The 22392-nt window shown below is 36.1% G+C and carries 30 protein-coding genes; 5 read left to right on the forward strand and 25 right to left on the reverse strand.

Annotated features, from left to right (window positions below):
• Nucleotides 1-9: 9 nt before the first annotated feature.
• The 20 genes from J2S17_RS03520 to J2S17_RS03615 form a co-directional block, all read right to left on the reverse strand.
• Nucleotides 10-1566, reverse strand: a complete 1557-nt coding sequence (locus J2S17_RS03520; protein ID WP_307471975.1) for a hypothetical protein — start codon at nt 1564-1566, stop codon at nt 10-12.
• Nucleotides 1563-2651, reverse strand: coding sequence for a siphovirus ReqiPepy6 Gp37-like family protein (locus J2S17_RS03525; protein WP_307471977.1), 1089 nt, complete (start codon nt 2649-2651; stop codon nt 1563-1565). The genes J2S17_RS03520 and J2S17_RS03525 overlap by 4 nt, the downstream gene beginning before the upstream one ends.
• A 2-nt stretch (nt 2652-2653) precedes the next feature.
• Nucleotides 2654-3523, reverse strand: a complete 870-nt coding sequence (locus tag J2S17_RS03530) for a phage distal tail protein (RefSeq protein ID WP_307471978.1) — start codon at nt 3521-3523, stop codon at nt 2654-2656.
• Nucleotides 3524-3535: 12 nt separating this feature from the next.
• Nucleotides 3536-7513, reverse strand: a complete 3978-nt coding sequence (locus tag J2S17_RS03535; protein WP_307471979.1) for a phage tail tape measure protein — start codon at nt 7511-7513, stop codon at nt 3536-3538.
• A gap of 14 nt (nt 7514-7527) precedes the next feature.
• A complete protein-coding gene (locus tag J2S17_RS03540; RefSeq protein WP_307471980.1) occupies nt 7528-7677 on the reverse strand; it encodes a hypothetical protein in 150 nt (49 codons plus the stop codon).
• A gap of 17 nt (nt 7678-7694) precedes the next feature.
• Nucleotides 7695-8033: a phage tail assembly chaperone G gene (gene gpG / locus J2S17_RS03545; RefSeq protein WP_307471981.1), complete on the reverse strand. Its 339-nt coding sequence runs from the start codon at nt 8031-8033 to the stop codon at nt 7695-7697.
• Nucleotides 8034-8139: 106 nt separating this feature from the next.
• Nucleotides 8140-8709 (reverse strand): major tail protein, encoded by a 570-nt coding sequence (locus J2S17_RS03550; RefSeq protein ID WP_307471982.1) that lies wholly within the window; start codon nt 8707-8709, stop codon nt 8140-8142.
• 19 nt (nt 8710-8728) lie between these two features.
• Nucleotides 8729-9106 carry a hypothetical protein gene (locus J2S17_RS03555; RefSeq protein WP_307471983.1) on the reverse strand — a complete coding sequence of 126 codons (378 nt, stop codon included), beginning with the start codon at nt 9104-9106 and terminating at the stop codon, nt 8729-8731.
• Nucleotides 9103-9492 carry an HK97-gp10 family putative phage morphogenesis protein gene (locus tag J2S17_RS03560; protein WP_307471984.1) on the reverse strand — a complete coding sequence of 130 codons (390 nt, stop codon included), beginning with the start codon at nt 9490-9492 and terminating at the stop codon, nt 9103-9105. Before J2S17_RS03560 ends, J2S17_RS03555 begins: the two co-directional genes overlap by 4 nt.
• Nucleotides 9485-9826, reverse strand: a complete 342-nt coding sequence (locus tag J2S17_RS03565) for a phage head closure protein (RefSeq protein WP_307471985.1) — start codon at nt 9824-9826, stop codon at nt 9485-9487. The genes J2S17_RS03560 and J2S17_RS03565 overlap by 8 nt, the downstream gene beginning before the upstream one ends.
• Entirely contained in the window at nt 9819-10091 is a 273-nt protein-coding gene (locus tag J2S17_RS03570; RefSeq protein WP_307471986.1) for a head-tail connector protein, read from the reverse strand. The genes J2S17_RS03565 and J2S17_RS03570 overlap by 8 nt, the downstream gene beginning before the upstream one ends.
• Nucleotides 10088-10798, reverse strand: a complete 711-nt coding sequence (locus tag J2S17_RS03575) for an Ig-like domain-containing protein (protein ID WP_307471987.1) — start codon at nt 10796-10798, stop codon at nt 10088-10090. The genes J2S17_RS03570 and J2S17_RS03575 overlap by 4 nt, the downstream gene beginning before the upstream one ends.
• 91 nt (nt 10799-10889) lie before the next feature.
• Complete coding sequence (locus J2S17_RS03580; protein WP_307471988.1) at nt 10890-12044, reverse strand: phage major capsid protein; 1155 nt, start codon at nt 12042-12044, stop codon at nt 10890-10892.
• Nucleotides 12044-12811: a head maturation protease, ClpP-related gene (locus J2S17_RS03585; RefSeq protein ID WP_307471989.1), complete on the reverse strand. Its 768-nt coding sequence runs from the start codon at nt 12809-12811 to the stop codon at nt 12044-12046. Before J2S17_RS03585 ends, J2S17_RS03580 begins: the two co-directional genes overlap by 1 nt.
• The gene (locus tag J2S17_RS03590; RefSeq protein WP_307472214.1) at nt 12811-13989 is read right to left on the reverse strand and encodes a phage portal protein; all 1179 of its coding nucleotides are present in this window, start codon (nt 13987-13989) and stop codon (nt 12811-12813) included. Before J2S17_RS03590 ends, J2S17_RS03585 begins: the two co-directional genes overlap by 1 nt.
• Nucleotides 13990-14034: 45 nt before the next feature.
• Complete coding sequence (locus J2S17_RS03595) at nt 14035-15849, reverse strand: terminase large subunit (protein WP_307472216.1); 1815 nt, start codon at nt 15847-15849, stop codon at nt 14035-14037.
• A complete protein-coding gene (locus tag J2S17_RS03600; RefSeq protein ID WP_307471990.1) occupies nt 15830-16165 on the reverse strand; it encodes a phage terminase small subunit P27 family in 336 nt (111 codons plus the stop codon). Before J2S17_RS03600 ends, J2S17_RS03595 begins: the two co-directional genes overlap by 20 nt.
• Nucleotides 16166-16262: 97 nt before the next feature.
• Nucleotides 16263-16604 carry an HNH endonuclease gene (locus J2S17_RS03605; RefSeq protein ID WP_307471991.1) on the reverse strand — a complete coding sequence of 114 codons (342 nt, stop codon included), beginning with the start codon at nt 16602-16604 and terminating at the stop codon, nt 16263-16265.
• Nucleotides 16605-16641: 37 nt separating this feature from the next.
• The gene (locus J2S17_RS03610) at nt 16642-16965 is read right to left on the reverse strand and encodes a hypothetical protein (RefSeq protein WP_307471993.1); all 324 of its coding nucleotides are present in this window, start codon (nt 16963-16965) and stop codon (nt 16642-16644) included.
• 237 nt (nt 16966-17202) lie between these two features.
• Nucleotides 17203-17811: a hypothetical protein gene (locus J2S17_RS03615; protein ID WP_307471995.1), complete on the reverse strand. Its 609-nt coding sequence runs from the start codon at nt 17809-17811 to the stop codon at nt 17203-17205.
• A gap of 111 nt (nt 17812-17922) precedes the next feature.
• On the opposite strand from J2S17_RS03615, the gene J2S17_RS03620 reads away from it, so the two are divergent.
• Nucleotides 17923-18060, forward strand: coding sequence for a zinc ribbon-containing protein (locus J2S17_RS03620; RefSeq protein WP_307471997.1), 138 nt, complete (start codon nt 17923-17925; stop codon nt 18058-18060).
• On the opposite strand, the gene J2S17_RS03625 is transcribed toward J2S17_RS03620, so the two are convergent.
• Together J2S17_RS03625 and J2S17_RS03630 are read right to left on the reverse strand one after the other, a co-directional pair.
• A complete protein-coding gene (locus J2S17_RS03625; protein ID WP_307472000.1) occupies nt 18047-18367 on the reverse strand; it encodes a hypothetical protein in 321 nt (106 codons plus the stop codon). The genes J2S17_RS03620 and J2S17_RS03625 overlap by 14 nt on opposite strands.
• A 203-nt stretch (nt 18368-18570) precedes the next feature.
• The gene (locus J2S17_RS03630; RefSeq protein WP_307472002.1) at nt 18571-19029 is read right to left on the reverse strand and encodes an ArpU family phage packaging/lysis transcriptional regulator; all 459 of its coding nucleotides are present in this window, start codon (nt 19027-19029) and stop codon (nt 18571-18573) included.
• 436 nt (nt 19030-19465) lie between these two features.
• On the opposite strand from J2S17_RS03630, the gene J2S17_RS03635 reads away from it, so the two are divergent.
• Together J2S17_RS03635 and J2S17_RS03640 are read left to right on the forward strand one after the other, a co-directional pair.
• A complete protein-coding gene (locus tag J2S17_RS03635; protein ID WP_307472003.1) occupies nt 19466-19870 on the forward strand; it encodes a hypothetical protein in 405 nt (134 codons plus the stop codon).
• Between the two features lie 149 nt (nt 19871-20019).
• Nucleotides 20020-20469 (forward strand): YozF family protein, encoded by a 450-nt coding sequence (locus J2S17_RS03640; RefSeq protein WP_307472005.1) that lies wholly within the window; start codon nt 20020-20022, stop codon nt 20467-20469.
• 100 nt (nt 20470-20569) lie between these two features.
• On the opposite strand, the gene J2S17_RS03645 is transcribed toward J2S17_RS03640, so the two are convergent.
• Complete coding sequence (locus tag J2S17_RS03645; RefSeq protein ID WP_307472007.1) at nt 20570-20716, reverse strand: hypothetical protein; 147 nt, start codon at nt 20714-20716, stop codon at nt 20570-20572.
• 146 nt (nt 20717-20862) lie between these two features.
• On the opposite strand from J2S17_RS03645, the gene J2S17_RS03650 reads away from it, so the two are divergent.
• On the forward strand, nt 20863-21090 hold the full coding sequence (locus J2S17_RS03650; RefSeq protein ID WP_307472009.1) for a hypothetical protein: 228 nt from the start codon (nt 20863-20865) through the stop codon (nt 21088-21090).
• 467 nt (nt 21091-21557) lie between these two features.
• On the opposite strand, the gene J2S17_RS03655 is transcribed toward J2S17_RS03650, so the two are convergent.
• Nucleotides 21558-21713 (reverse strand): hypothetical protein, encoded by a 156-nt coding sequence (locus tag J2S17_RS03655; RefSeq protein ID WP_307472010.1) that lies wholly within the window; start codon nt 21711-21713, stop codon nt 21558-21560.
• A 39-nt stretch (nt 21714-21752) separates the two neighbouring features.
• On the reverse strand, nt 21753-21938 hold the full coding sequence (locus J2S17_RS03660) for a hypothetical protein (RefSeq protein WP_307472012.1): 186 nt from the start codon (nt 21936-21938) through the stop codon (nt 21753-21755).
• 162 nt (nt 21939-22100) lie between these two features.
• On the opposite strand from J2S17_RS03660, the gene J2S17_RS03665 reads away from it, so the two are divergent.
• The gene (locus J2S17_RS03665; protein ID WP_307472013.1) at nt 22101-22229 is read left to right on the forward strand and encodes a hypothetical protein; all 129 of its coding nucleotides are present in this window, start codon (nt 22101-22103) and stop codon (nt 22227-22229) included.
• The last annotated feature ends 163 nt before the right edge of the window (nt 22230-22392 follow it).

Below are 22392 nucleotides of genomic sequence, written 5' to 3' on the forward strand. Positions count from 1 at the left end.
TTCCCCTCCCTATACCAAAAATGATCCATCTATAGGCAACCAATGACTAGCCGCTATATTATTATCCGTTACATTATCAAGTCTGATTGTTCCGTCGGTTTGTATTCCCCACCTTGCCACCCTTGCATTATTTGATATTTGTGATGTATTTTGAATTATAGAAGTTACTTGGGACGGTCTAAATTCAGAAGGCAACGTGGCAATGATTCTACCCACTGCATTAATGTTGGTTACTGACCCTCTTAAATAAACTAAATTGCCAACCCTTGCAACTCCTGGTAATTGTGTTGGTCCATACGATTGAGTTCCGTTTTGCAAGCTTAATGGCAAGTAGGATTCCCCGCCAGGAATAAATAAACCAACTTCCCTCCAGCCTCTGAATTCCTCACTATCCCGAGATCCAATAAAAGTTTTCATATCAAAATTTCGTGTTATTTCATAATGCCTTAACCCATTTGGCGCTTCTGTAATATCAAGCTCATAGTAATCATTTCCAAAATTAGCTGGTGCACCACTAGCTCGCTGCCCATAATAAAGTCCTGGTGGCAGGTTTATAATGTTCGTGTTATTTGTGACAAATAATCTTACTCTATCACTAAACCAACCTTGGGGAGTTCCATTTAAAATGCTATTGGAATAGCGTATACCCATTGAATCAAATGCTGTTATATATCCATTTCCACTTGAGTCATTGATTACCGCTATACCACTGTGAGAGCGTCCAACAGATGGAACGCCTTGAACTACATTAGGTGGAGAATAAAAGGTATGCATACCAATTCCTAGTGATTTAATTTCTTCAATTAGATTGGATGAGATAATTTTCTTAGGAGCACCTGTATCGGCTGTTATTTTAGTTTGTTGTACAGTTGTTATTTCATTTTCCAAGGCGATGATCTTATTAGCTAGATTTGTAGCAACTTCACCCTCTAGGATAATTTGCAGACTATTGAACCACTCTAAAAACTCCTGCTCTTCAGCCGCTTTAAAGGCTTCCAAATCTGCTGAATTTGAAGTTTTAATCTCTTCAAACCAATTCAAATACTGATTAAAAATAGTTGTAGTATCCACTTGATTCACTAATCCATGTACGATGCCGCACAATGAAGTATTAAGCCTTGTATCAGTGATATTAGCTTGCCAGACCCTAGTTGTACCATTGTTGATTAGGACATCTGCAATGCCAAGCTCATAAGCATCTGCATCACGTTGTAATGATGGTGCAACTGGACTGGATGCTAACGAACCTTTTTTAACTAGGGGTACAATCATTCTGTTGGAAAAGTCTAATCTAAGTACGATACGATCAATTCGTTTTAATACTCCATCAGCTACGTCCACAACTAAGTTATAATCTGCATCGTTAAAAAAGTAATACCCCTTGATCCAACCCTTACCAGCCCTTAAGCTCACTGACATATCATCATTCGCTATTACTTGCAGTCCTGTGGATGGTTTAGGAAAAACTCCATTACTAATAAAAGTAGAGAAGTATTCTGCAAAGGATTCAGCCTTATAAATCCGATCTCCATTTACACTATTAAAGAATCCACTTCTCAATGTCATCGATTCACCAACTTTTTCATTTTTTCCGTTAATGTTGGGACGGATTTTCCGACTCTAACATAAATTCCTTTGGATTGTTGATACACTTCATCAACCTCTTCAACTCTAGAATTCATAATGATTCCTAATTTGTCATCACGAATGGTTATGATGTCACCTAGAAAGAAATCGCGGCCATACTTTGTATTTTCCTTTGTCACATCCAACTCGCATTCAAGTGAGTAAAAATCTTCGAATTCTAATAGTTTTTCTAAACCTCGCTGCTTTAATATTTTTTTATACTCTGCATCGGGAATCTGGACATCATCTTCAGTTTGATTTGAAATATCACGGGCATCCACAAATACTTCTCTCCTGTTCAAGCCCATACCCTGCTCAATACTGGTTAATGTCCGATTTGCCCCTTCCCCTTCTCCACCAATGAGTGCAGTATTCTTCAAATCGTTGTCTGCCTCTTCATATTTTCTTGAGAGAACATTTGAAAAATCCTTTGACAAAATAATGCGTGGGTTTGCCCTTTGGTCCACTGTACGATTAACTCCCTCATACAAATCAAATTTAGCTTCTTTACCATCAAATATTGTCCTAATTCCCATCTCGTAGGTATTGCATATAGCTTCAATTTTATCTAACAAATCCACATATGAAGCTTGCAATTCAATTGGTGAGCCAAACCCTTTACGTGAGGCAAGCTTTATTTGAGAAATTTTCCTATTTACATTAGAGGGAGAAATGATTTCTGTTGTAATCATATTTCTCAGAATGTCCTCTGGGGTATGGTTATAAGTTGCTATCCTCCAAAGGACTCTACGATCCAACCATCTGATTAAAGAAAAACATTTAATAACTAGCTGGTCTTTGCCAGTGGCATCTTCACTAAATCCACGATAGTAAATGAACATTGCTTCATTATCATCTTTTCTAAAAAGGATTCTACCTTTTTGCAGTAGATTAATATTCTCTGTTGTAACATCAACATGCAGTTCAGCTTCACCATGGTTACTATACTTTTTTCTCCACAACAAATAAGAAAAACGCCCCACCATTCCAATGCGTTGAAAGTTCTCATTCGATACATATATCATCATTAAACCCCCACATATTGAGGAGTAAAGTATATGGTTATCTCTAAATTATCTACATTCGAATCTGCATCATATCTCATCAGGTTATCCCCAATATCAAGAGATAAATGCGGATTAGATTCTAACGTAAGATCATTAAAAATATTAGAAGTGACGCCATTTCTAGATAATCTTACATATTCATTACCTCGTTCTGTATTAACCGATATAACATCTCCTGCAATCATTTCTTTTTCGATCCTTATAAATTCTCGTGTCTCCACATTAAGAATAGATGGGTTAATCAAGGTACCAACTGCCCTAAACTCTATTCGTAACGGAGAAATATTGTCACTGGTATTATTGACATTTACAATAACCGAAGGCTCTCTATAGCCCATTTGTATCCCCGTATCTTCGGGAATAATTAACGGGAAAGAGAAAGCACCAACCCATGTTGCAACATCTGTTTTGATTTCTCGATCAAACCACCATGGTTTCGGACACAAGAGAGAGATAACAAATACTGGATAGGTGTCTTTTGAGATTACAGGTGCTTTTTCCACTCTAAAATTAATGAATCTGCTTATTTCCCCATCTGTATATTGCAATGTGAATTTACGCCTAGGATTAAAGAAGCGAATCATTTTTATACGATTAATTTCTTTATCTTCACTAATCCGACCTTCTATCGTTATATTTCTGGGCCTTATACTCGAACCTACAATATTTTCTCCATCTGTATCATAATTAATAGAGGTGTAGAATTCATTCTCCATTGAATCTAACCCATCTGCATTATCCAAATAAAAAGGGCTCAACACTGATATTTCAAATGTTTGCCCTTGGTCATTTTCAATAATTAACTTTTCTTTTTTTCTAAATGATTGCACTTCCTCACCTCACTATACTTGTAGGGCTGCTTCTCTTAATGCTTGTTTTGCAAGTCTGCTGGATTCATATGGATCAATAGGCTTTGGAGAATGGTAAGTGAAATAATAATTATTTTCTGTTGAGGTTACAGCTTGTCTTGAATCATTACTACTACTATCTCCTCTATATGCTTTGATTTCTTTTGCGGCAGAACTAATTATCCAAGCTTGATTATTTATTTCAGTATCAAAAGCACCATGCGTTTTCTTAGCCATCTCAACCGCGCTTTTTACAGCTGTTTTTGTACTTTTTTTAATGCCTAATGCGAATCCATCTGTGTAGTTTACGCCTTCTTCTGCAGTCAATTTAGATGGTGAATTCGAATCGATAGCCTTTTTCAAAGCAGAAATAGCACTTTTACCTACATTCCATGCTGCACTCCACACTGAGCCACCACTACCCGAACCTACTCTTATAGCTCCAGCAAATCCCGATACAAAGGCAGAACCTATTGATGAAGTGTTAGTATTCTTTAAACCACTCTCAGCAGTTTTAGCCACAGAAGTACTAGCAGAAGAAGCAGGTCCTTTATTACTGTTAACACCTTTAACAAATTCAGAACCAGCCTTTTTACCGCCGCCACCATCAGTTGTTTTCCCTAATGTGGAAGTAACTCTTTCACTTAAGGCTCTTGATGCTGCATCATTCATTTGTTTTGTTGAGTCAAGTCCAGTTTTATGGCGCATCCCTTTGTCTCTACCATGAGATTGAGTAACATCCTTACCCTTTGCAAACTCACTTTGCATTCCTTGAATAATTTCAAGTGCTGATTTTTTTGTATTTCCCTTCACACTACCCATGCCTGTATAAAAACTGGTACCATGCCCATAACCAGCTTTTTCAGAAACCTCTTTGTTAGCATCAAGTTCCATTTGAGCAGCTCGTACAGTTTTAGCAGCTTCAGCTTGGGCTTCTGATTGCGTTAGACCAATCCCTTTATAAAATCCAACTAGGGCTTCTTGTGTTTGGCTCATTGCCTCTTCTTTACTAGCGCCTAATTCGGCAAAATACTCAATTTGTTTCTTTGCCCATCTTTCTTGATACTGTTGTTCAGTTTCTTCGATTTTTCCATAAAATCCATTTAGTCCATTAAGCATTTCTGATTGTCTTTCAAACTGTTTACCTGTTTCAAGATCAAGTAGTTGTCCACTTTTAGACATTTGTTGATAAAGGGCTTTAAGGTTATCTTCATAACTTGCAGTATTCTTCGCCAAAGATTTTTGATAATCAGCCGTACTCTTTTCCAATAAAGCATTTCTTTCTTCGGCTTCCATATATCCTTGTGCAAAGTTCTTCTCTATAATTGAGTTACGATATTCATAGTCCTCTTTAGCAGCAGCTTGCCCTGATTTATAGACCTCATTGATATCTTTATAATATTTCTTAGCTTGCTTATAACTGAGGTTCCCTTGCTCACTAAGAATGGCATTAAACATAGCAACTGCTTCTTTTTGATTAGCCGCAAAGCGCATCGTGGACTGGTCAAAGAATGCCATTATCTCACTAAAATGTTTCTTTTGATCTGCACTCATTTCTGACGATATGAGCCCGGTTTCTTCCTTTAATTCTCTTAAGGACTTTATCATTTCTCTTGATTTTTGAATATCGGCATCAATATCTCCGACCATTCGGTCAATCATTTTTTGACCGATTTCTTCCGCTTTTCTTCCAGTGTCTTCATATAGACTACTTAAGACGGCCAACATATCTGTTTTCATCGATTCAAGCTCACTTATTAATGCAACTGACATTTCTGAATAAGTGTTTATGAGATTGTCTGCCATTTTCTTTGCTTCTTTGCCAGATGTTCGGGTCAACTCAAAAAGTTGATATTCAGCTTTCTCGCGTAAATTGACATATGAATTTGCAGCTTTTTTAGTCCCTTCAGATACACCTTCCCCAAAGAGTAAAGTCTCCTCTTTGGTTTTCTTCTGTTCCTTCTGAAGATTCTTAAGGTGATCCTTTACTGCAAAGGTTGCAACCCCAAGAGCTCCTAATGCCGCAATTCCACCTGTGATAGCAAGACCTACTGGACCAGCAAACATTAGTAATCCACCAATAGCCATTGCTAATGCTCCTACACCAGCTGTTACACCTAATAATCCAGCTGAAACTACTGCAGTCTTCGCAATAGTCTTTTGAGTGGCTTCATCTAAACTAGTAAACCATCTAACTAATTCAGTTCCTTTTTCCACAATCTTATCTAGTTCAGGTGTTAGTTGACGGGCAAGACTTATTTGTAACCCTTCCACAGCTGATTGAAATGCAATGATTTTCCCTCTAGTATTGTCCATCATTGTTTTAGCCATTTTAGCAGCTGCACCATCTGCATTTTTTAGTTCTTCTGTTGTTTTTGCTAAATTCTTTGATCCATCCTCAAGCAAAATAGCCCAGTGTTTGTAAGCTTGGGCTCCAAATAGTATTGATAACGTGGAAGACTTTTGCTCTTTGGTCATCCCTTTTGTACCTTTTTCAATTTCAGCCATAACATTAGGGAGCGACTTCATATTCCCTTCTGCGTCAAAAAATTCCATTCCTAACTTTTTCATTTCTTTTTTCATAGCAGAGGTTGGTTTAGCCAATCTTGATAACGAAGTGGCAAAGGCTTGTCCTGCCATTGAGCCTTTTACACCAGCATTGGCTAATGACATGGTTGCAGCTGCAGACTCCTCTAATTCCCAACCGAGCGCATTAGCTACAGGAGCAAGATAGGTCATCGCTTCACCCATCTGTTCAACGTTTGTATTCGCATTGGCTTGGGCGAAAGCAAATACATCCGCAGCATGGCCAGCGTTTTCAGCTGATAATCCAAAAGCCGACATAACATCAGAAGTAATGTCAGCTGCTCTGCCTAAATCTAAAGCACCTGCTGCAGCAAGGTCTAGCATACCAGGCATGGCTGCCATAATATCATTAGTTTTCCATCCAGCTAAAGCAAGATACTGCATTCCTTCTGATACTTGAGAAGACATAAAGACTGTGGAAGCACCTAAATCACGAGCTTGTTTATCAAGTTTTTTCAGTTCTCCTGCGCTTGCACCTGATATAGCTGCAACCTTTGACATGGAAGAATCAAATTCCATTGTTGTTTCTACAGCTTTTTTAATCGGGGCTGCAAGAGCAGCAAAAGCAATACCAGTTGATATGGCAACCGCAGCACCTTTTTCACGCATATTAGAACCAACAGTATTTAATCTGTCTCCTAATTGTTGCATGCTCATACGACTGTTCTTTGTAGCAGAATCTAATTCTTTCATTCTTTGAGTCGTTTGTTTAAGGCTGTTCTGCATTCCATTTAAACTACTGCGTGCTTCATTCAAACGAATAGCCAATTGCTTTGTTTCTTGACTGTCTTTACCTTTTGCTCTCGCAACCCTTTTATATTCATTTTCAAGGGTGCTTACTACTTGTTTTTGAACCTTCATTTTTTGATTTAATTGCTCCGCATGCAATCCTGTTTGCTTTAACTCATTTCCAAAATTATCTACAGATGACTTAGCCGCTTTAAATTGTGAGTCGATTAGCTTAGATTGCAAAGCAAGGTTCTTTAGATCATTTTCTAACTTCTTAGAATGCTTCTGATCGCCTAACTGTTTCATCTTTTGGTTGGTATCTGTAATAGCATTCTTAATCTTGTTCATTTCAGCTGTAGCATTTTTTAATCGGATAGCAAGGTTTTGAGTTTCCTTTGCATCCTTACCCTTTTTAGCTGCAGAATCATTAAATGCTTTCTCTAGTTCTTTAACTCTGGTTCTTTGTAAAGCCAGCTTCTGTGTAAGGAAATCTGCTTTTACTTGAGCTTGCTTTAACTGGTTCCCCCAATTTGTAACAGATGTCCGGTTAGCCTCAAAATCAGCTTTTACAACCTTCATTTGACGGGAGATAGCAGACATTTCGCCATTAAACTGTTTTGAGTTGGAATATAACCTTACTCTAATGTCTTTTGCCAAATTATCTCCCTCCCCTAACCGAGTATTTGATCAATAAATACGACATCTTTTTTCTGTTTTTCCTTTTTCCGTTGAGCCAACAACTTCAAGTGATATACAACATCCATTTCATCAATTTGATTTTGAGTAAAGCCAACATCTATAAGAGCATTGTACATATCCATGACCGCTTCACTCAGGGTTACTTTCCCTCATCGCTATTGTTTTCACCTTCGCTACCTCCAAGCAGCTTACTAGCAGCTGTGATATTCCCTAATACGAAATTGACAACACCATAGATCGTATCCATCATTCTTCTTGCATCTGTCCCATCCTCAAATTCATCTATTGTAAATTTGTTATCAAAAACATCACATACAAATGAAATTAGTACATCGAGATCGTCAGATGATAATGATTGAGATTCGATAAGTTCAGCTACATCTGCAGCCCTTCGAAATAAACTTCCTGGTACATATTCTGGTGAAACGAACCGCTCTTCTTTTTCTTCTTTTCTTAGCACAACTGATATATTTTTCATATAAATACCTCCTTAAAAATTTAAAAGCCCCTATAACCTCAACTAGCTCCAGGACAAAGACACACTTGTATCTGTCTTGGAGCTAGTTTTTAGATTTAGGGGTTGATTAGGGTGTTTCAGTTAATTGAGATTCATCATAGATGACCTCTTCAAACCAATTTAACCCCTTAAGTTGTGCACTATCTGCTTGTGCCTTCCAGTTTTTATTATATTGTAATGGCATAAATTTAAGCTTGAGCTTGGCTGTTTGTGGAGTAACGTTCCCTTCATCTGTTTGATGCTCGATAGGCAGTAATTCAGGCTTTCCTTTCAAGAACCAATAGAAACGATAACCGCCACCAGAAGTTTTTGCACGGAAGCCTACAGCTAATTCAGCTGTAATATCATCAGCATTTGCAAATTGTACGCCACTCTTTTCTTTGTGACCGAAGATTTTCTTTTGCATCTCGAAAGGAAGATCAGCCGCTTCCATATCCATATCAATATCCCCTAATGAATCCAGAACAGCATATAACATATTGTCTGCATAAAAGGAGTTACGCTCAGTAGTTGGATTTACCGATACATTTACTGCGCCTAACAATGGCTCCACTTCACCAAAAGTAACACCTACTTGGTTATCTTCGGTTACTATTGCAGTATGAAACATATCTAGACCATGAATCACTTTTCCCATAATTACTTCATCCCCTCATTCACATGAATTTTTTTTCATATCTCATCACTTTGTGTGAAATATTATCTTCTTTTTCATACAAGTCCTGTGAGTCATAGCGATAATACCCAATGGACTTGAGTGTTTTATCTATTTCTTTAGCAATCTTAGTTTGAGAAGAAATAGTTTGTTGGTCGCAATAAATACTAATCTGATAACCCACAATAGCTGATTGTGGTTCATTGTCAGCATAATCACTGTCACTATTTCTAATTTCTTGATAAATAACTCTTGGATAAATTATTGAATCTGGCGCAAATAGGTTATGAAAGCCGCCTTTTACCCATTCAGATAGTAATGGATTCCCTTCCAAGGTTGATAAAAGTTCCTTTTTTGCATCAAAATTCGCTTCCATCATTGGCTCAACGCCCTCATATAAACTTGCTCCATTGCACTGATTGCATCATTTTCACCCTGTTCTGCACCTTTATCTATAAAAGGATATGCAGGCATTTTAGATGTCCCGTATTCTAAAAACTTGGCTCTCCATGCTACTTTTTGATTTGGGCCAACGTTAACAAATTTACCTTCATCAGATTCTTTTGCTTTAGTCACTGTGATGTTATTTTCAATATGTGCCTGGTTCTTCTTGCTCCGATTTACTAGACTGCGCTGCCTTTTTGCTATTTCTTCGCCCCCGGCTTTTAACGCCTGATCATCAACCTTATCAATATCTCTACCGATTGAATCGAAAAATTCAATGTGCTCATTAATACCATCAAATTGAAAAGATGAATTAGCCATTTAGACCAACCTCATTTGCTAAAATTTCTATTTCAATATTCTTTTCTTCCACATTATTGGAATTAGTGATATCGAAATATCTTTTTGTTTCTTTGTCACGAAAAAGAATCCTCATATCATGGGTAATACCAAGTCTGAAACGAATATAGATTCGAGTGGATATCTTTACGGCATCAGCACCAGCGATTAAATAATCTCTTCCGCGTAACCCTTTGATTGAGGCCCAAACAGTGAATTGATCTTGCCAATCAGTTACGTTGTTCCCCTCTTCATCCTTCATAGAGACTTTCTTTTGAAAAGTTATTCTTTGACGATACTTTGCTGGGTTACTCACTTTTTAACCCCTCAGCTTTCAGTTGTAAAATAATGCTCTGTAGTCCTAGCTGCACTTTCCCTAGTACCTTTCCAACTGCTTCTCGATTTTCATACCAATGGGTTACTAGCATAATCACAGCAAGCTCGTATCTTTTGGAGTCTGTTCCTTTAACTCCTGCTCCAGTAAGATATTCTTTTGCAGAATCAATCAAAAAACCGAGGAGCTTATCATCCTCGGTTCCATCAATTCTTAAATATTCTTTCACTGTCTCAGTCAATATCATTCACCTTCTTCTGGCGGATCTGGTTCAACTTCGTTCACAGTGACTACACAAGTAGCCGTTTTATTTCCGTCTGCAGTTTTAACTGTAATTGTAGATTCTCCTGCAGAAACAGCAGTAACTGTGCCATCAGACCCAACAGTGGCAATAGATTCCAAAGAGCTAGACCAAGTAATGTTTTTGTTACTTGCATTTGCTGGAGATACAGTAGCTGTAAGCTTCTCCTTAACAGAAACATCTAAAGATAGAATTGTTTTGTTGAGCGTAACGCTGGTAACAGGCTGTGTAACACTCACACTAGCTGTACCAGCAATGACTTCCTTATCTTTTGCCTTAGCAGTGATAGTGGCTGATCCTGGAGCAATCGCTGTTACTTCACCCGCGGCATTGACAGTTGCTGTTGCATTCGAACTACTAGACCAAATAACTTCTTGTTTAGCTGTGTCAGGAAGGATAGAAAAACTTAAATTCCTTTTCCCGCCAACTGTGAGGTTATTCGTCGCAGGAGATACGGAAACCTCCGTTGGCTGGCTAAAATCCGTTGTGACAGACGTTGAAGTAGACAACTCACTTTCCCCGATTTGATTAACGGCACTAACTTGATATTCATATACTGTATTTGGGGTTAGGTCATTATCAGTGAAACTTTTCTCTGAAAGGCCTGTCGCAATTTTCTCCCCGTCCCGATAAACATTGTATGTTGTTGACATCATAATCCTCCTTTAAAATCCCCATTTCCTTTAGGACCAAGACAGAGACACCGAAGTGTCTGTCTTAGTTGCTAATAGTTGCTGGGGCTGCTTAGGGAGTTTCCTCAACCTTCGCGATACGGAAAGCAGATGCCAACTTGATTTTATGGTCAAACCATGCCGTTACCACAAATTGCTCGATGCCAGTTTTGACATCTTTATCACGCTCATATTGAGTAGTGGCAATATCATAGTTGTAATGCGAGTAAGAAAAGTCACCAACAATAGGTTTTTTTGCCGCATCAATAAATACTACTGGCTTGCCAAGAACTTGCTCTGGTTGTGCACCATAAAGAGTTGTATTTCCGTTTGCTAACTCTTTAATGATTTTTGTAAAATCAGTTTTTCTCATTACAATAGTTGCGTTATCGCGATAATCTTCATGCAAATCATCAATGGCGTTAGTTATAGCCTCAAATAAATCTGCACCTGTAACTTCTTTAATTCCAACATCACCAGAATAAAAAGACATATGTTCTTCACCAGTTTTTGGAGATTCAGAGAATGCCACTTTCTTTTCTTTAGCTGCTACACCAGATTGCAAGGCGTTTTCAACAGTAGAGACAATGTTAGCATTTGTCCCAAGCAATACAGTTTCGGATAAGCCAGAAAACACCTTGAATTTATTTCGGCCGAAGGTTACAGTATCCCCTTTTGCTTTTAATTCTTTAGCAGTTTCTTTATCAGCAATAAAATCATCGTCATCAAGCGTAAAGCTGATTTTCGGAATCTCTAAGTTAGTAATCTGTGTAAAAGTAGAAAGTTCGCGTAACTGATTTTTTACGCTTGGTTCTGTGATAATGTCATTTGAGACTGTCTTAGGTAAAAATTTTCCACCACCTGTATTATCGTCTCCAAGTGCTTGATAAACCTCTCCTGAAACAGGCTTGTTTGCCATAACGTTTTTAATTAATTCGGCTTTTGCTTTGATAACTTTTTGTTTCGGGTCATTTTCATTTGCAATACCAGCTGAATTTGTTGTAGCTTGAGCAGCTAATTTCGCTTGCTGTTCAGCTTCCATTGTGTCATGTTGTTCCTTAATTACATCAAAACGCATTTGTAAATCTTTCTTTGATTGCTGCAATGCTTTGATATCTTCCATACTTGCTTTCGGATCTACGGCTTTTTGAGAAAGATCACCTTCAACCTTTTGTAATTGTTGACCAATTGTGATTAAATCCTGCTTCAATTCAAATAGTGTTTTCATTAAATAATTCCTCCTAAAATTGTGTTTAAATAACTCGCATTTACTTTTGCTTCTTCTGCTATTTTCTTTCTCATAGCAATTTCTTCCCCTGAATCTTCTATCTGGCTATTATTGACTACTAACTTCAAATGCTTAGGTACATTCTTATATTTTGCAAACAAATCATCACTAACTGATGCAGCCATTTGATTAGCATCTTCCACAACATCACACAGACCATATGAATAAGCTTCCTCTGCGGATAACCATGTTTCAGCATCCAATAATTCTTGTAGCTTTTCATCAGTAATTTTGTCACCAGCTTTTTGTAAGTATGATTGTTTACTTGAATTACCTATACGATCTAAATCATCAGCTTGCTTGCGTAATTCTGCTGAATTACCTATCGCAAATGTCCATGGGTTATGAATCATAAGCATAGAATTAGATGGCATTCTTATTTCATCAGCTGCCATAATAATCACACTGGCAATTGATGCTGCTAATGCATCAACATGTGCAATAACTCTTGCTTTGTGACGCTTCAACATATTGTGAATGGTAACCCCTTCAAAAACGCTTCCCCCAGGACTGTTAACGTATAGATTAATAGTTTCAAGATCATCTCCAAGTGCATCCAATTCATTCTTAAAGGTTGTTGCTGAGTGTTCACCATACTCTTCCCAAGCGTATTTGGTAATTTCTCCATAAATAAAAATATCTGCTGAATTGGAATTATTCGCAGACATCTTCATATCAAAGAATTTATTTTGCTTTCCTTTTCCCACTATCCCTCACCCCCTTTCGAAGTTACTTTTCTATCTTTTGGATCCATATCAATTGGATATAGATCGCCCGATACCCATAGTTGAGCAGCAGCTCCACCTTTAGGAGGTAAATCTTCTAATCGCCTTACTTCATCAGGCTCCATTCCACCACCACGTAACATGACCTGGTAAAACTGTGTTCTTGCTGCGGTATCACCTCTTAGGAGGCCGCCAAGGTTGAATTTAAAATAAAAACCAGCTTTTCTGTCAGCTGGTGTAAGTAACTTTCTATTGAATTCATGTTCATATTGCCTAACAATAGGAGTAAGCCCCATTTGTGTGAATTGAATCATCATCTGCTCATTACTACTCAAGTTCACACCATCAGAATCATTTAAAAAGGACACAGGAACATTGAATACATTCGCTACCCTAACCCTTGTCACCTTCTCAGACGAAAGAGTATCAGAAGCAAAATACTTCTTTTCCATCTGATTTATAGTAACGCCTGGTTCTTGGAACAAAATGCCCCCATTCTCACGATAAAACCGTCTGAAGTCTTCTATAATTTCTTTCCTCTTATCAGTATCTACATTAGTTTCCCAAGATAGCATAAAACTTTCCTTTTTCTGCATTTCTGTTAGTGAAAATTCCTGAACAGCCTTATCATACTCCAAGGTGTTTTTTAGAACATCCAATGGACTAATACCTTCCCAACGGCTCGTACCAGTTATATGCTTTACATGAAACATATTCATATTATGAATATAGTAAGTGCTGCCGCCTCTTACCTCATACCACAGCTCATTATCATCAGTATTTATAAAAGGTGTTACATATGCAGAATCTAACGGCCATAAAGCTTCAACTTGCATACGAATGTCACGCATAATAATTGCATAACCATTTCCTGTTTCATTCCTAGATACTTCAATTTTGTTAATCCATTCATAACCTGACATATTTGAGTTAGGGCTGTTAATTAGAACATCCGCTGTATTGTTCATGACAATATCATAATCTTTATATAATTTTAATGGTAACGAAGATAAGGTATTAGCAAGCCTGCTGATTACACTAAATATAGTTTCATTTGATGCTAATTTTGAATTATCTATACCCCAAAACGTTCTACCAGCCCAGTTAACAAAATCAAACCCTTTACCTTTCCACCCTGCCGCTGCTCCTTTAAAAGCCATTTTAAAACGAGGAAACCAATTCAATTTATCACCACCTTTCAATTGCTATAAATCATTAACAGAAACAAACTTCACATTCCCTTCCCCCTGTGGTTTTACGAAATATGTCATCACTTCCACATGTGAATTTAAAAAGGCCGCAAAACCGTCTATTTTACGGTAGCGACCTTGTTTTTGCGGAAGCTTATTTCTATTACGATCCTCAACCATTTTCACATTATTCACGTACCATCGGAAAAGCCTATTCATAGTTGGTTTATCTTTGCCTTCCTCTTGGTAATTATAAATAACATTCCCATCCAAGAACCGTTCTTTCACATCATCCACAGCTGGACCAAGTGTAAGATAACCTTGTCTTACTACTTCTGTTTTAAAACCGTATGAGTTTAGTGATTCAACAAGCTGATATGCTTTAGCTGGATCATACATTATCTTTTTAATTTGATACTTTTTTGATTGTTCAACAAACCAATCAAAGATATATTCTTTTTTTACGTATTCACCCGGTATTATGGTTAATAATCCTAATTTTTCATATTCATAGTATGGGATCTTTTCATTATTTTCCTTTACTTTCTTTTCAGGCACCCAGGAATGAGATAAGACAAAAACCTCTTCTGAATTTAAAATAGGAAATTCCAAGCAAGCACTGGTAAAGTCTTCTGAATCCGATAAATCAAATGCCCCAACACATGTCTTTCTTTTGAAATCAGAAAGAGCTACAACCTTCTTGTTTTTCTGGATCGTCTTATAATCTAAAAATGATTGCTTGGAATTATTGACGAAGAAATTAAATTGTTTAGTAATGTAGTCATTACGTTCCTGCGGTGTGCGCTTGTCTTTTTTCCAATCGTCAATGAGTACCGTTAAATCAAGAGAAACGCCAATATTAGGATTAGCCTTAATCCACTCTTCTGGCTTATCAAACTCTGATTCTTCATCCAGCTCCGCCATATAATAAAATGTTCTTTCATCATCCACAGCACCCTCAAGCGTTTCTTCTGCTTGTGCATAGTAATCAACTAAAGGTCCGTCCAGCTGATAGCCCGCTGTTGTGATGTAGAGGATGAGAGGCTGCTTACGTGATCCACGAGATTTTTTTATAACATTTATTAAGCGATAGTCTTTAAATTCGTGAATCTCATCAAATATCCCAAGGTGGGTATTCAATCCATCTAGCTTCTCTGAATCCGAGGCACGGGGTTCTACACGTGATTTTGTCTTATCATAGAAGATACCCTTCTGATTAGTCCTAAACCTCTTACGGAGTTTAGGAGAGCTTTCTACCATTGCCTTAGATTCATCGAATAATTCCCCTGCTTGTTGTTTGGAGTTTGCTAATACATAAACCCTTGCACCATTTTCATTATCTTTTGAGACTGCAAAATTAGACAATCCGCTTATTTTGGTTGTTTTACCATTTTTTCGACCAACAAAAATAAGGCCCTCACGAAAGCGCCTTACACCAGTATCTCTATGGACCCAACCGTATAGTGAGCCAAATATAAAATGCTGCCATGGTTGCAGCACTAATTTTTTATAATCACCCTTGGATGGCTTACAATACTTCTCTACAAACTGGATTGGTCTAAATCCCTTCACTTCATCAAATACATATGGAAAATCATCTGTTCCTGCTCTTTTTAGATCATTTAGATGCCGTTTACAGGCTAAAATCACCTTTTTACTTGCTTTAATCTTGAGATTAACAACCTGTTCCGCATACCATGTTGTCAGAAGTCGCGGTGAGAAGTCCACAAGGATGAAGCCGTAATGAACCTGTTTTCTTCTCCAGTCCTGGTACCACTTATCAAGTTGAACTGGATTCATTTCTAAAAGATTAGAACTCATCGAAATCATCGTCATCGTCTCCATTACCAGAGCCGTTTCCATCTTTTAATTTCTTCCTTTGAGCAGGAGTTAATCCCAATGATTTCAACAGATTATTCAAGGTTTGGACAGTTTTAGTAAGCTCAATTGAAAGGGGGTTCTTCACTAAATTCGTGGCCCCTGCCTTATTCGTATGTTCATACATTAAACTTCCATTTTTAACTTCTTTATTTAACCTTCTGTAAAATTGATGAGTCTCTAAATAAAGCTGAATTAGCTCTTCATCCGATTCTTTGTAAGATTCACCAAGATATTCTCTAATTTTCGATGCTGTAGGAATTGCCATGCGTTACCCCCCTTTCATGAATTTTTTTCCCGCGTTACAAGCGACGGAGCATCCCGGTCTGGAGAATTCGATTTTTTTCTTTTCTATGGTAGGGGGGCTATGTTATCTCCCTGTTCCCATCCACAGCAAGGACTCTTACCTTTGTTTTCTCCTTCGGCTTTCCTCCACCCTTCTCAGGATGTTCAGCGTTATGACATGCATCACATACTGTTTCAAGGTTATTTAATACCAACGCAAGATGAGGATGATCCTCCAATGATTTAATATGATGGACTATGTTAGCAAATGTAATGAGCTTATTCCTTAAGCAAGATTGACAAAGATAGTAGTCACGCCGTAAAGCAAGCAGCCTACACTTCTGCCATGGGTCACTGTCATAAAACTTCTTTGCTTTCTTATTGCGCTTGTATTTGTCATAGTATTGATGATTAGTTATCATTACACAACTGCTCACCCTCTCATAAAAATAGCACCCATCAGCTGGATGCGAATTGCTCTTTCAATTTATTCATTTGTACTTCCAACTTCTTTTTCTTGTCTTTAATCTTTTTGAAATGAGCTTCGAATTTTTTCAGGTAATCCTTTTTATAATCAGTGCCTAGTTCATACACAGGGATTGATTCATATAGTTTTCTAATTTGGTATTGCTGCCGCCTTATACTTTGATTAGTTACGTATACTAAGTGATGGTGATTACATAGAGGACAAGTGAAATATGTCTCGACTATTCCATTGCCATGCTTCTTATCTATTGGATTAACATTATATAATTGATTGCAATTATCACATTGAACATCCATTCCATTTACCTCCCCCCTCTAACACATGTACTTCCAATCTCTTGTTCTTAATGGATCATTCTCTATTCCTGGTTGTGTATTGAATAAAATTATGATGAACGAAAGGAATATAATATTAATGCATTTCATTTACCATCACCCTTTTGACATAATAAAAAGCCACCTCGTTAAGAGATGACTTTAAATAATTATTTATTTTTCATACCAAGCAAATCTTTAAGAGCATCTTGAAGAACTCTAGAAAAATTCACCTTCTTTTGTTTTGTATTTATCGTAGTTCTTTTTTAAATAAAACTCAGTCTTAAGGAATAAATTAGTACAATCATTAATTACTTTGATTGCTTCTTTTGTAGAAAAATTTGTTGTTTCAATATTTTTATGAGATAAGAATCTCATTTCAGTTAAATATGCTTTAAATGATTGGATATCATAATATTCCATGACACTATATAAAACCTCTATATCACCTTCAGCATAAGCTATATATTTCTCTAAAAGAGACTGTAACCTTTTAGGAGTTCCTTCATTAAAAGCTATATCATACTTACATATAAAGGCTTCATCAGCAATTGCCTTATATTTGGGATATATTTTATCAAGTTCTATCATTTTTTTAGTTGCAGTTTGTAAAAACAATTCTTTATCTCTATGTTTTAGACTTAACTTTACTCCCAAATACGTTATAATTCCTCCTATTATCGTACCAACGAATCCGATGAGTCCAGCAATTATTGATACATCCAAATCGAAAATAAAAAACAGTAATGAGCCAATTATAATAATCATACATAAAATTAATAAAATCATCAGTATCCATTCAAGATACTTTTCCAAGAACTTTTTCAATTTACCAACCACCTTATCTCGAATATAATATACGACAAAAGGTGATATTTTCCTTCTTTTTAGGAGGATTTTCACAGAGTATACCGAACTATTAACCTAGGAGGTGATAATATGCCAAGTACAGGAGAAAAACCAGGTAAAGGTAATTACAAATGCAAATCTTGTGGTACAGTTATCTACTTAGATGACCATACTGACACTTTACCACCTTGCCCTAAATGTCATAAAACAGATTTTACTCGTGTCTAAGTAAAAACTTTTCAATAGAATTTTCATCATATCCGAAAAGTTTACCTATGACCCAATGATCATATTGTGATTTAGGAACCTGCGGACTCTGTTTTATCACGTCAAGAATATGAGTATAGCGATACATCCATATTGTTATCCACCCATCAGATAATGGTTCGGTATAACTTAAAATTCCATATGAGTGAATTATATCTATTGCCATATCCTTATATCGTTCTTGAACTGGCTGACATGCCGCAGGTTTTCCTGTATTCACACTTTCACAATATGTTCTTATGACTGCATCCAGTTTATCTGGAATCATATATCTACCTCCCTGAGTAATTTTTAAAATAGTTATACGCATTTAATTTTGTTTATATTCTTTATTCAAAACAAAAAGCACTCCATAAGGAATGCCTCTTTGCTTTATTCTCGATAATATAAATTTACCATGTCCAAAGCCAAATGTTTTAAAGAGTTTTTAAAGTTTTTTGTTAATATTTTTAAAGTTTTTTTAAACTATTTTTATACATTTTCGATAACTGCAATGTTCAAATTCAACGCAAGCCTGTAGAACGCCTTGGTGCGTATTTTCCCGTACGTTACAGCACTTATTGGAGGTTGGTATTCAAAGCAATAAACTTGGAAATCTGAGGTGTATTCAGCCTCTACAGACATGTATCTCTTTTCAATTAAAAACCTTTCTAATTTTGGAAGCCTTGAAACAGCTCTTTCCACATGATTGCAGAAGTCCTCTCTTAACTTTCTTTGCTCAACATTATAAATGGCAATATCACCTGTTTGATCGGATGTCTCATTAGTTGGCCCATGAAAACGTTCTTCGGTGCTCGCTGTTACACTCGCTTCTCTTTCTTCGAAGGAAAGGTATTTGAATAAACGATACTTTTCTAATTGTGCTTCCACAGCTTCTTGAGTAGCTTTTCTATCTATCTTTGGAAGTACAAATGACATTTGTTGATGCACATGAACCCCTCCCAAATGTTATAATTTTCTTAGCTCTGACGGGAGAAATCCTGTCTTTTTTTATTTTTAATGCTATTCTTTATATAGATTTATTAAAGATACCGAGACAATAGTAGCGAGCATTGTTCCGTATAAAGCTACTAATAAATCATATATATATAACACTCCCCAAATCACCATGGCCAATATAGCAAGAGCAAAAAAAATCCATTTTATATGTTTATGATTAATTTAATTCAACCTCCTATATTAGTCATTGGTAAAGCTTCTCGCTTGTGCTCCAAATATCAGTTTTATTATTCCAATTCTTCAAGTTAAATATCCATGTTCCACTTATAAACTCCCTCTATCTTGTGTTTCCTAAAAATTCTCTTCTTACATGAATCAAATTTCAATTTAATGGAATGCTATTTGTAAAAAAGGAGCTATCTATAAAATGAAAAAGATATCTTTTATTGCTTTTTTACTTATATCCCTTATTTTGGGTGGTTATCATTCCCTTGCTGAACAGAATAATAATGCTAAACCTTGGTATAAGTATCCCGATAACTCTGAGAAAAACTTTATGGATGTTGACGTATTTTATAATTCACTCGACAAAAATCTTTACAAGGAATATCAGAATGCAGAATTAAACATACGCGAAAAGGTATTTTTTAAAGATATAAACAAAGTGTTTGAGAAAGCAGATAAATATGGTTCCTCAAGAACTAGTGGTGATGGATTTCATCCCCAAAGGCAAGTATATGTTTTTGTTACTGTTTCAAAGGATGGAAAACATATGACAACTGCAGTTTTTGACGCTGAGAAACAACGACTTATATCAGCCTCCAAAGGTTAATTTACACGGCAACTCTGAATAGAGTTGCTTTTTTTACTAATTTACACTTCCTACCTTTTGTTTCTTATATCCTTATTCTTTAAAATGTGATGTGTATAAAATTTACAAATAATAAAAACACTAACTTTAAAAATAAGGATGTGAGTGTAGTGAAAAAGTTTATTGCAATTTCACTTATTGTTTTACTATCGTTCTCTGTCTCAATTAACACCTTCGCGAAAACATTAGAAAACCTGCCTGTAACAGTCTCTTCAAATCAATGGAAGGTTGAAATAGCTGAACCCGACAATGATGATCCCCAAAGCAATAAATCGGATAAACCAGATTTATATAACCTTTACAGCTTGGACATCAATAATATTGGTAAAGACAATGTAGAACTAGTTAGAGTCGAGGCATATAGAGATCATCCTGGTTCAACTTCGGAATATGAATTGTTTACTGAAAGTATTAAAACAGCAGAACCAATGTTTCACCATTCAAACTTCCCTTTATTTACTAAGGCTACAAGATTAAAAGTAATTGTTACCTGGATAGATAAAAATGATAACAGTGTTCATAAGAGAAAATTCAGAGAAGAATTTATTTTTGAGCTATAATCGCTAAACGAGAGGACTTAATGTTCCTCTCTTTTTAATTCGCTTGAACCATAAATTTCAGTGAAACTCTCCTATCAATTTGTTTCGCTAAATTATCGAACTATGCTGTAACCTTTCTAACCCAAAACTGAAAATCATGCCCTTTATGCTGTTCTTCAAACATAAATCTTTCACCAATTTCATAACGTTCATCCCGATACCAATAAAACGGTTTTACCACTTCCACAAAATCTCCTACTTGTAGCATGAATTTTTCCTCCTTCGCTATTTGTATTTGTAATGAAATTCTCTGCTTATCCAGTTTAATAAATATCATGTATACTTTTTGATCTCTGAAGACATATTAATAATGTTGTTGTACACGGTTTTATCAAGAAAAAGTAGGTGAAATAATTGAATGACATGCATACAAATAAGCTCATCATTATAGTCAGTATTATTCAAATCGTTATTGCTATAACTGTTTCCCAAGTCCAATCACGTAAAATTAAGAGAAATGCCAAGGAAACGAAATATGTTCAATTAGGATTTGCATTTTTTGTTTTCATTACAGGCCTCGTACAGACAAGGTTTTTAACAAAGAAAATTAAGTCAACTAATATGGGTAGTACTACATTTTGACTTAAAGTTCATTCTTACATATTTAAACGGTTACTTACTCTAAGCCTTTCTCACTTAGAAAAAATGTAAGAATGAATAATTTATTTAACTCTTCAAATACTAATAATGTTGGGCAAGGTTAATCTCCTAAAAAACTACAATTTTTTAATTCCATGCTCCAACACCCATCACTTTAATCCCTTAACAACAAGTGATACGTTTCACGTAATTAGAGCCTGAAAAGGCTCTTTTCTATTTTTAAAAATAGGTAATCTGTCCAAGCAATTTAATAAAGAATTTCGTAAGAAATATAGATTACATTCAACTAATGTATAAATCCTCTAAGAGAGCCTTGGAATGGGCTCTTCTTTTTGTAAATTTGTCCAAGCACTTATGGATATATATCATAAAGTATATAAATCCTATTCAAATCTATCCTCCTTTAGAAAGAGCCTCGACATGGGCTCTTTTTAATTAGGAAATTCCTTCTATCTTCTATTTTCCATTTCAAATATCTTCATCTGTCCGTCTTTAAATTGAATGCATATCACAGTAGTTACTGATTTTTCATCTTTGTATTCCTCTATTTGAACAAAATCTAAATCTTCAGCCTTAATTACCATCGTTTCACCTCTATTTAACAATTTCTATCTTTTGTTTCATAAACTTATCGAAATGCAACATTAAATATTGTGTTTTTCGCAAGTATCAATTTCCCAATAATCGTAGGGTTTGAAGTCGTTTTTATCAGTCACCCATTTCTCCAAAACGCTGTGACAGTCTAAAAGTTTGGGTCTGTTTACATCATTTTTAACGATTATAATAATAGGTTCATTTCCTTCAATCATCACAAAAAATGTTCTATCCATAATAACACTCCTTCTTTCGCATTTTCTTTCTAGTCAACACTTCCTACCTTTTGTTTCCTTATAGTAATAAATAACCATTTATTCAGAATATACAAATTCACATTCACCCTATTGCCTTTTCCTGTTAAAATATTTACAGATTCATACAAAGGGGGTGAAATCATGAAAAAATGGTTTGTGAGACTTGGGTTAGTTTCCATACTTACTATAGCAATTGTGTCTCCTGCATCTGCTGCTGGTGAAGTAAACCCCGACTGGTGTAGAGATACGCAATGTTGGATTCAATACTAAGTTTCTATTGTACTTAGTAATTAAGTTCGAATGAGGCGGGAATAACCACTTTTTTCATTCACCTCTGCCTTATTCTATAGGTATCAATCCACAATGTTATTTCCACATAATATCCAATTCCAAATTTAACTTTCCTATCATTTTGTTTCGCTGAATCTTCGAA

The sequence above is a fragment of the Cytobacillus purgationiresistens genome, from assembly GCF_030813235.1.
In the GTDB taxonomy this organism is placed as follows: domain Bacteria; phylum Bacillota; class Bacilli; order Bacillales; family Cytobacillaceae; genus Cytobacillus; species Cytobacillus purgationiresistens.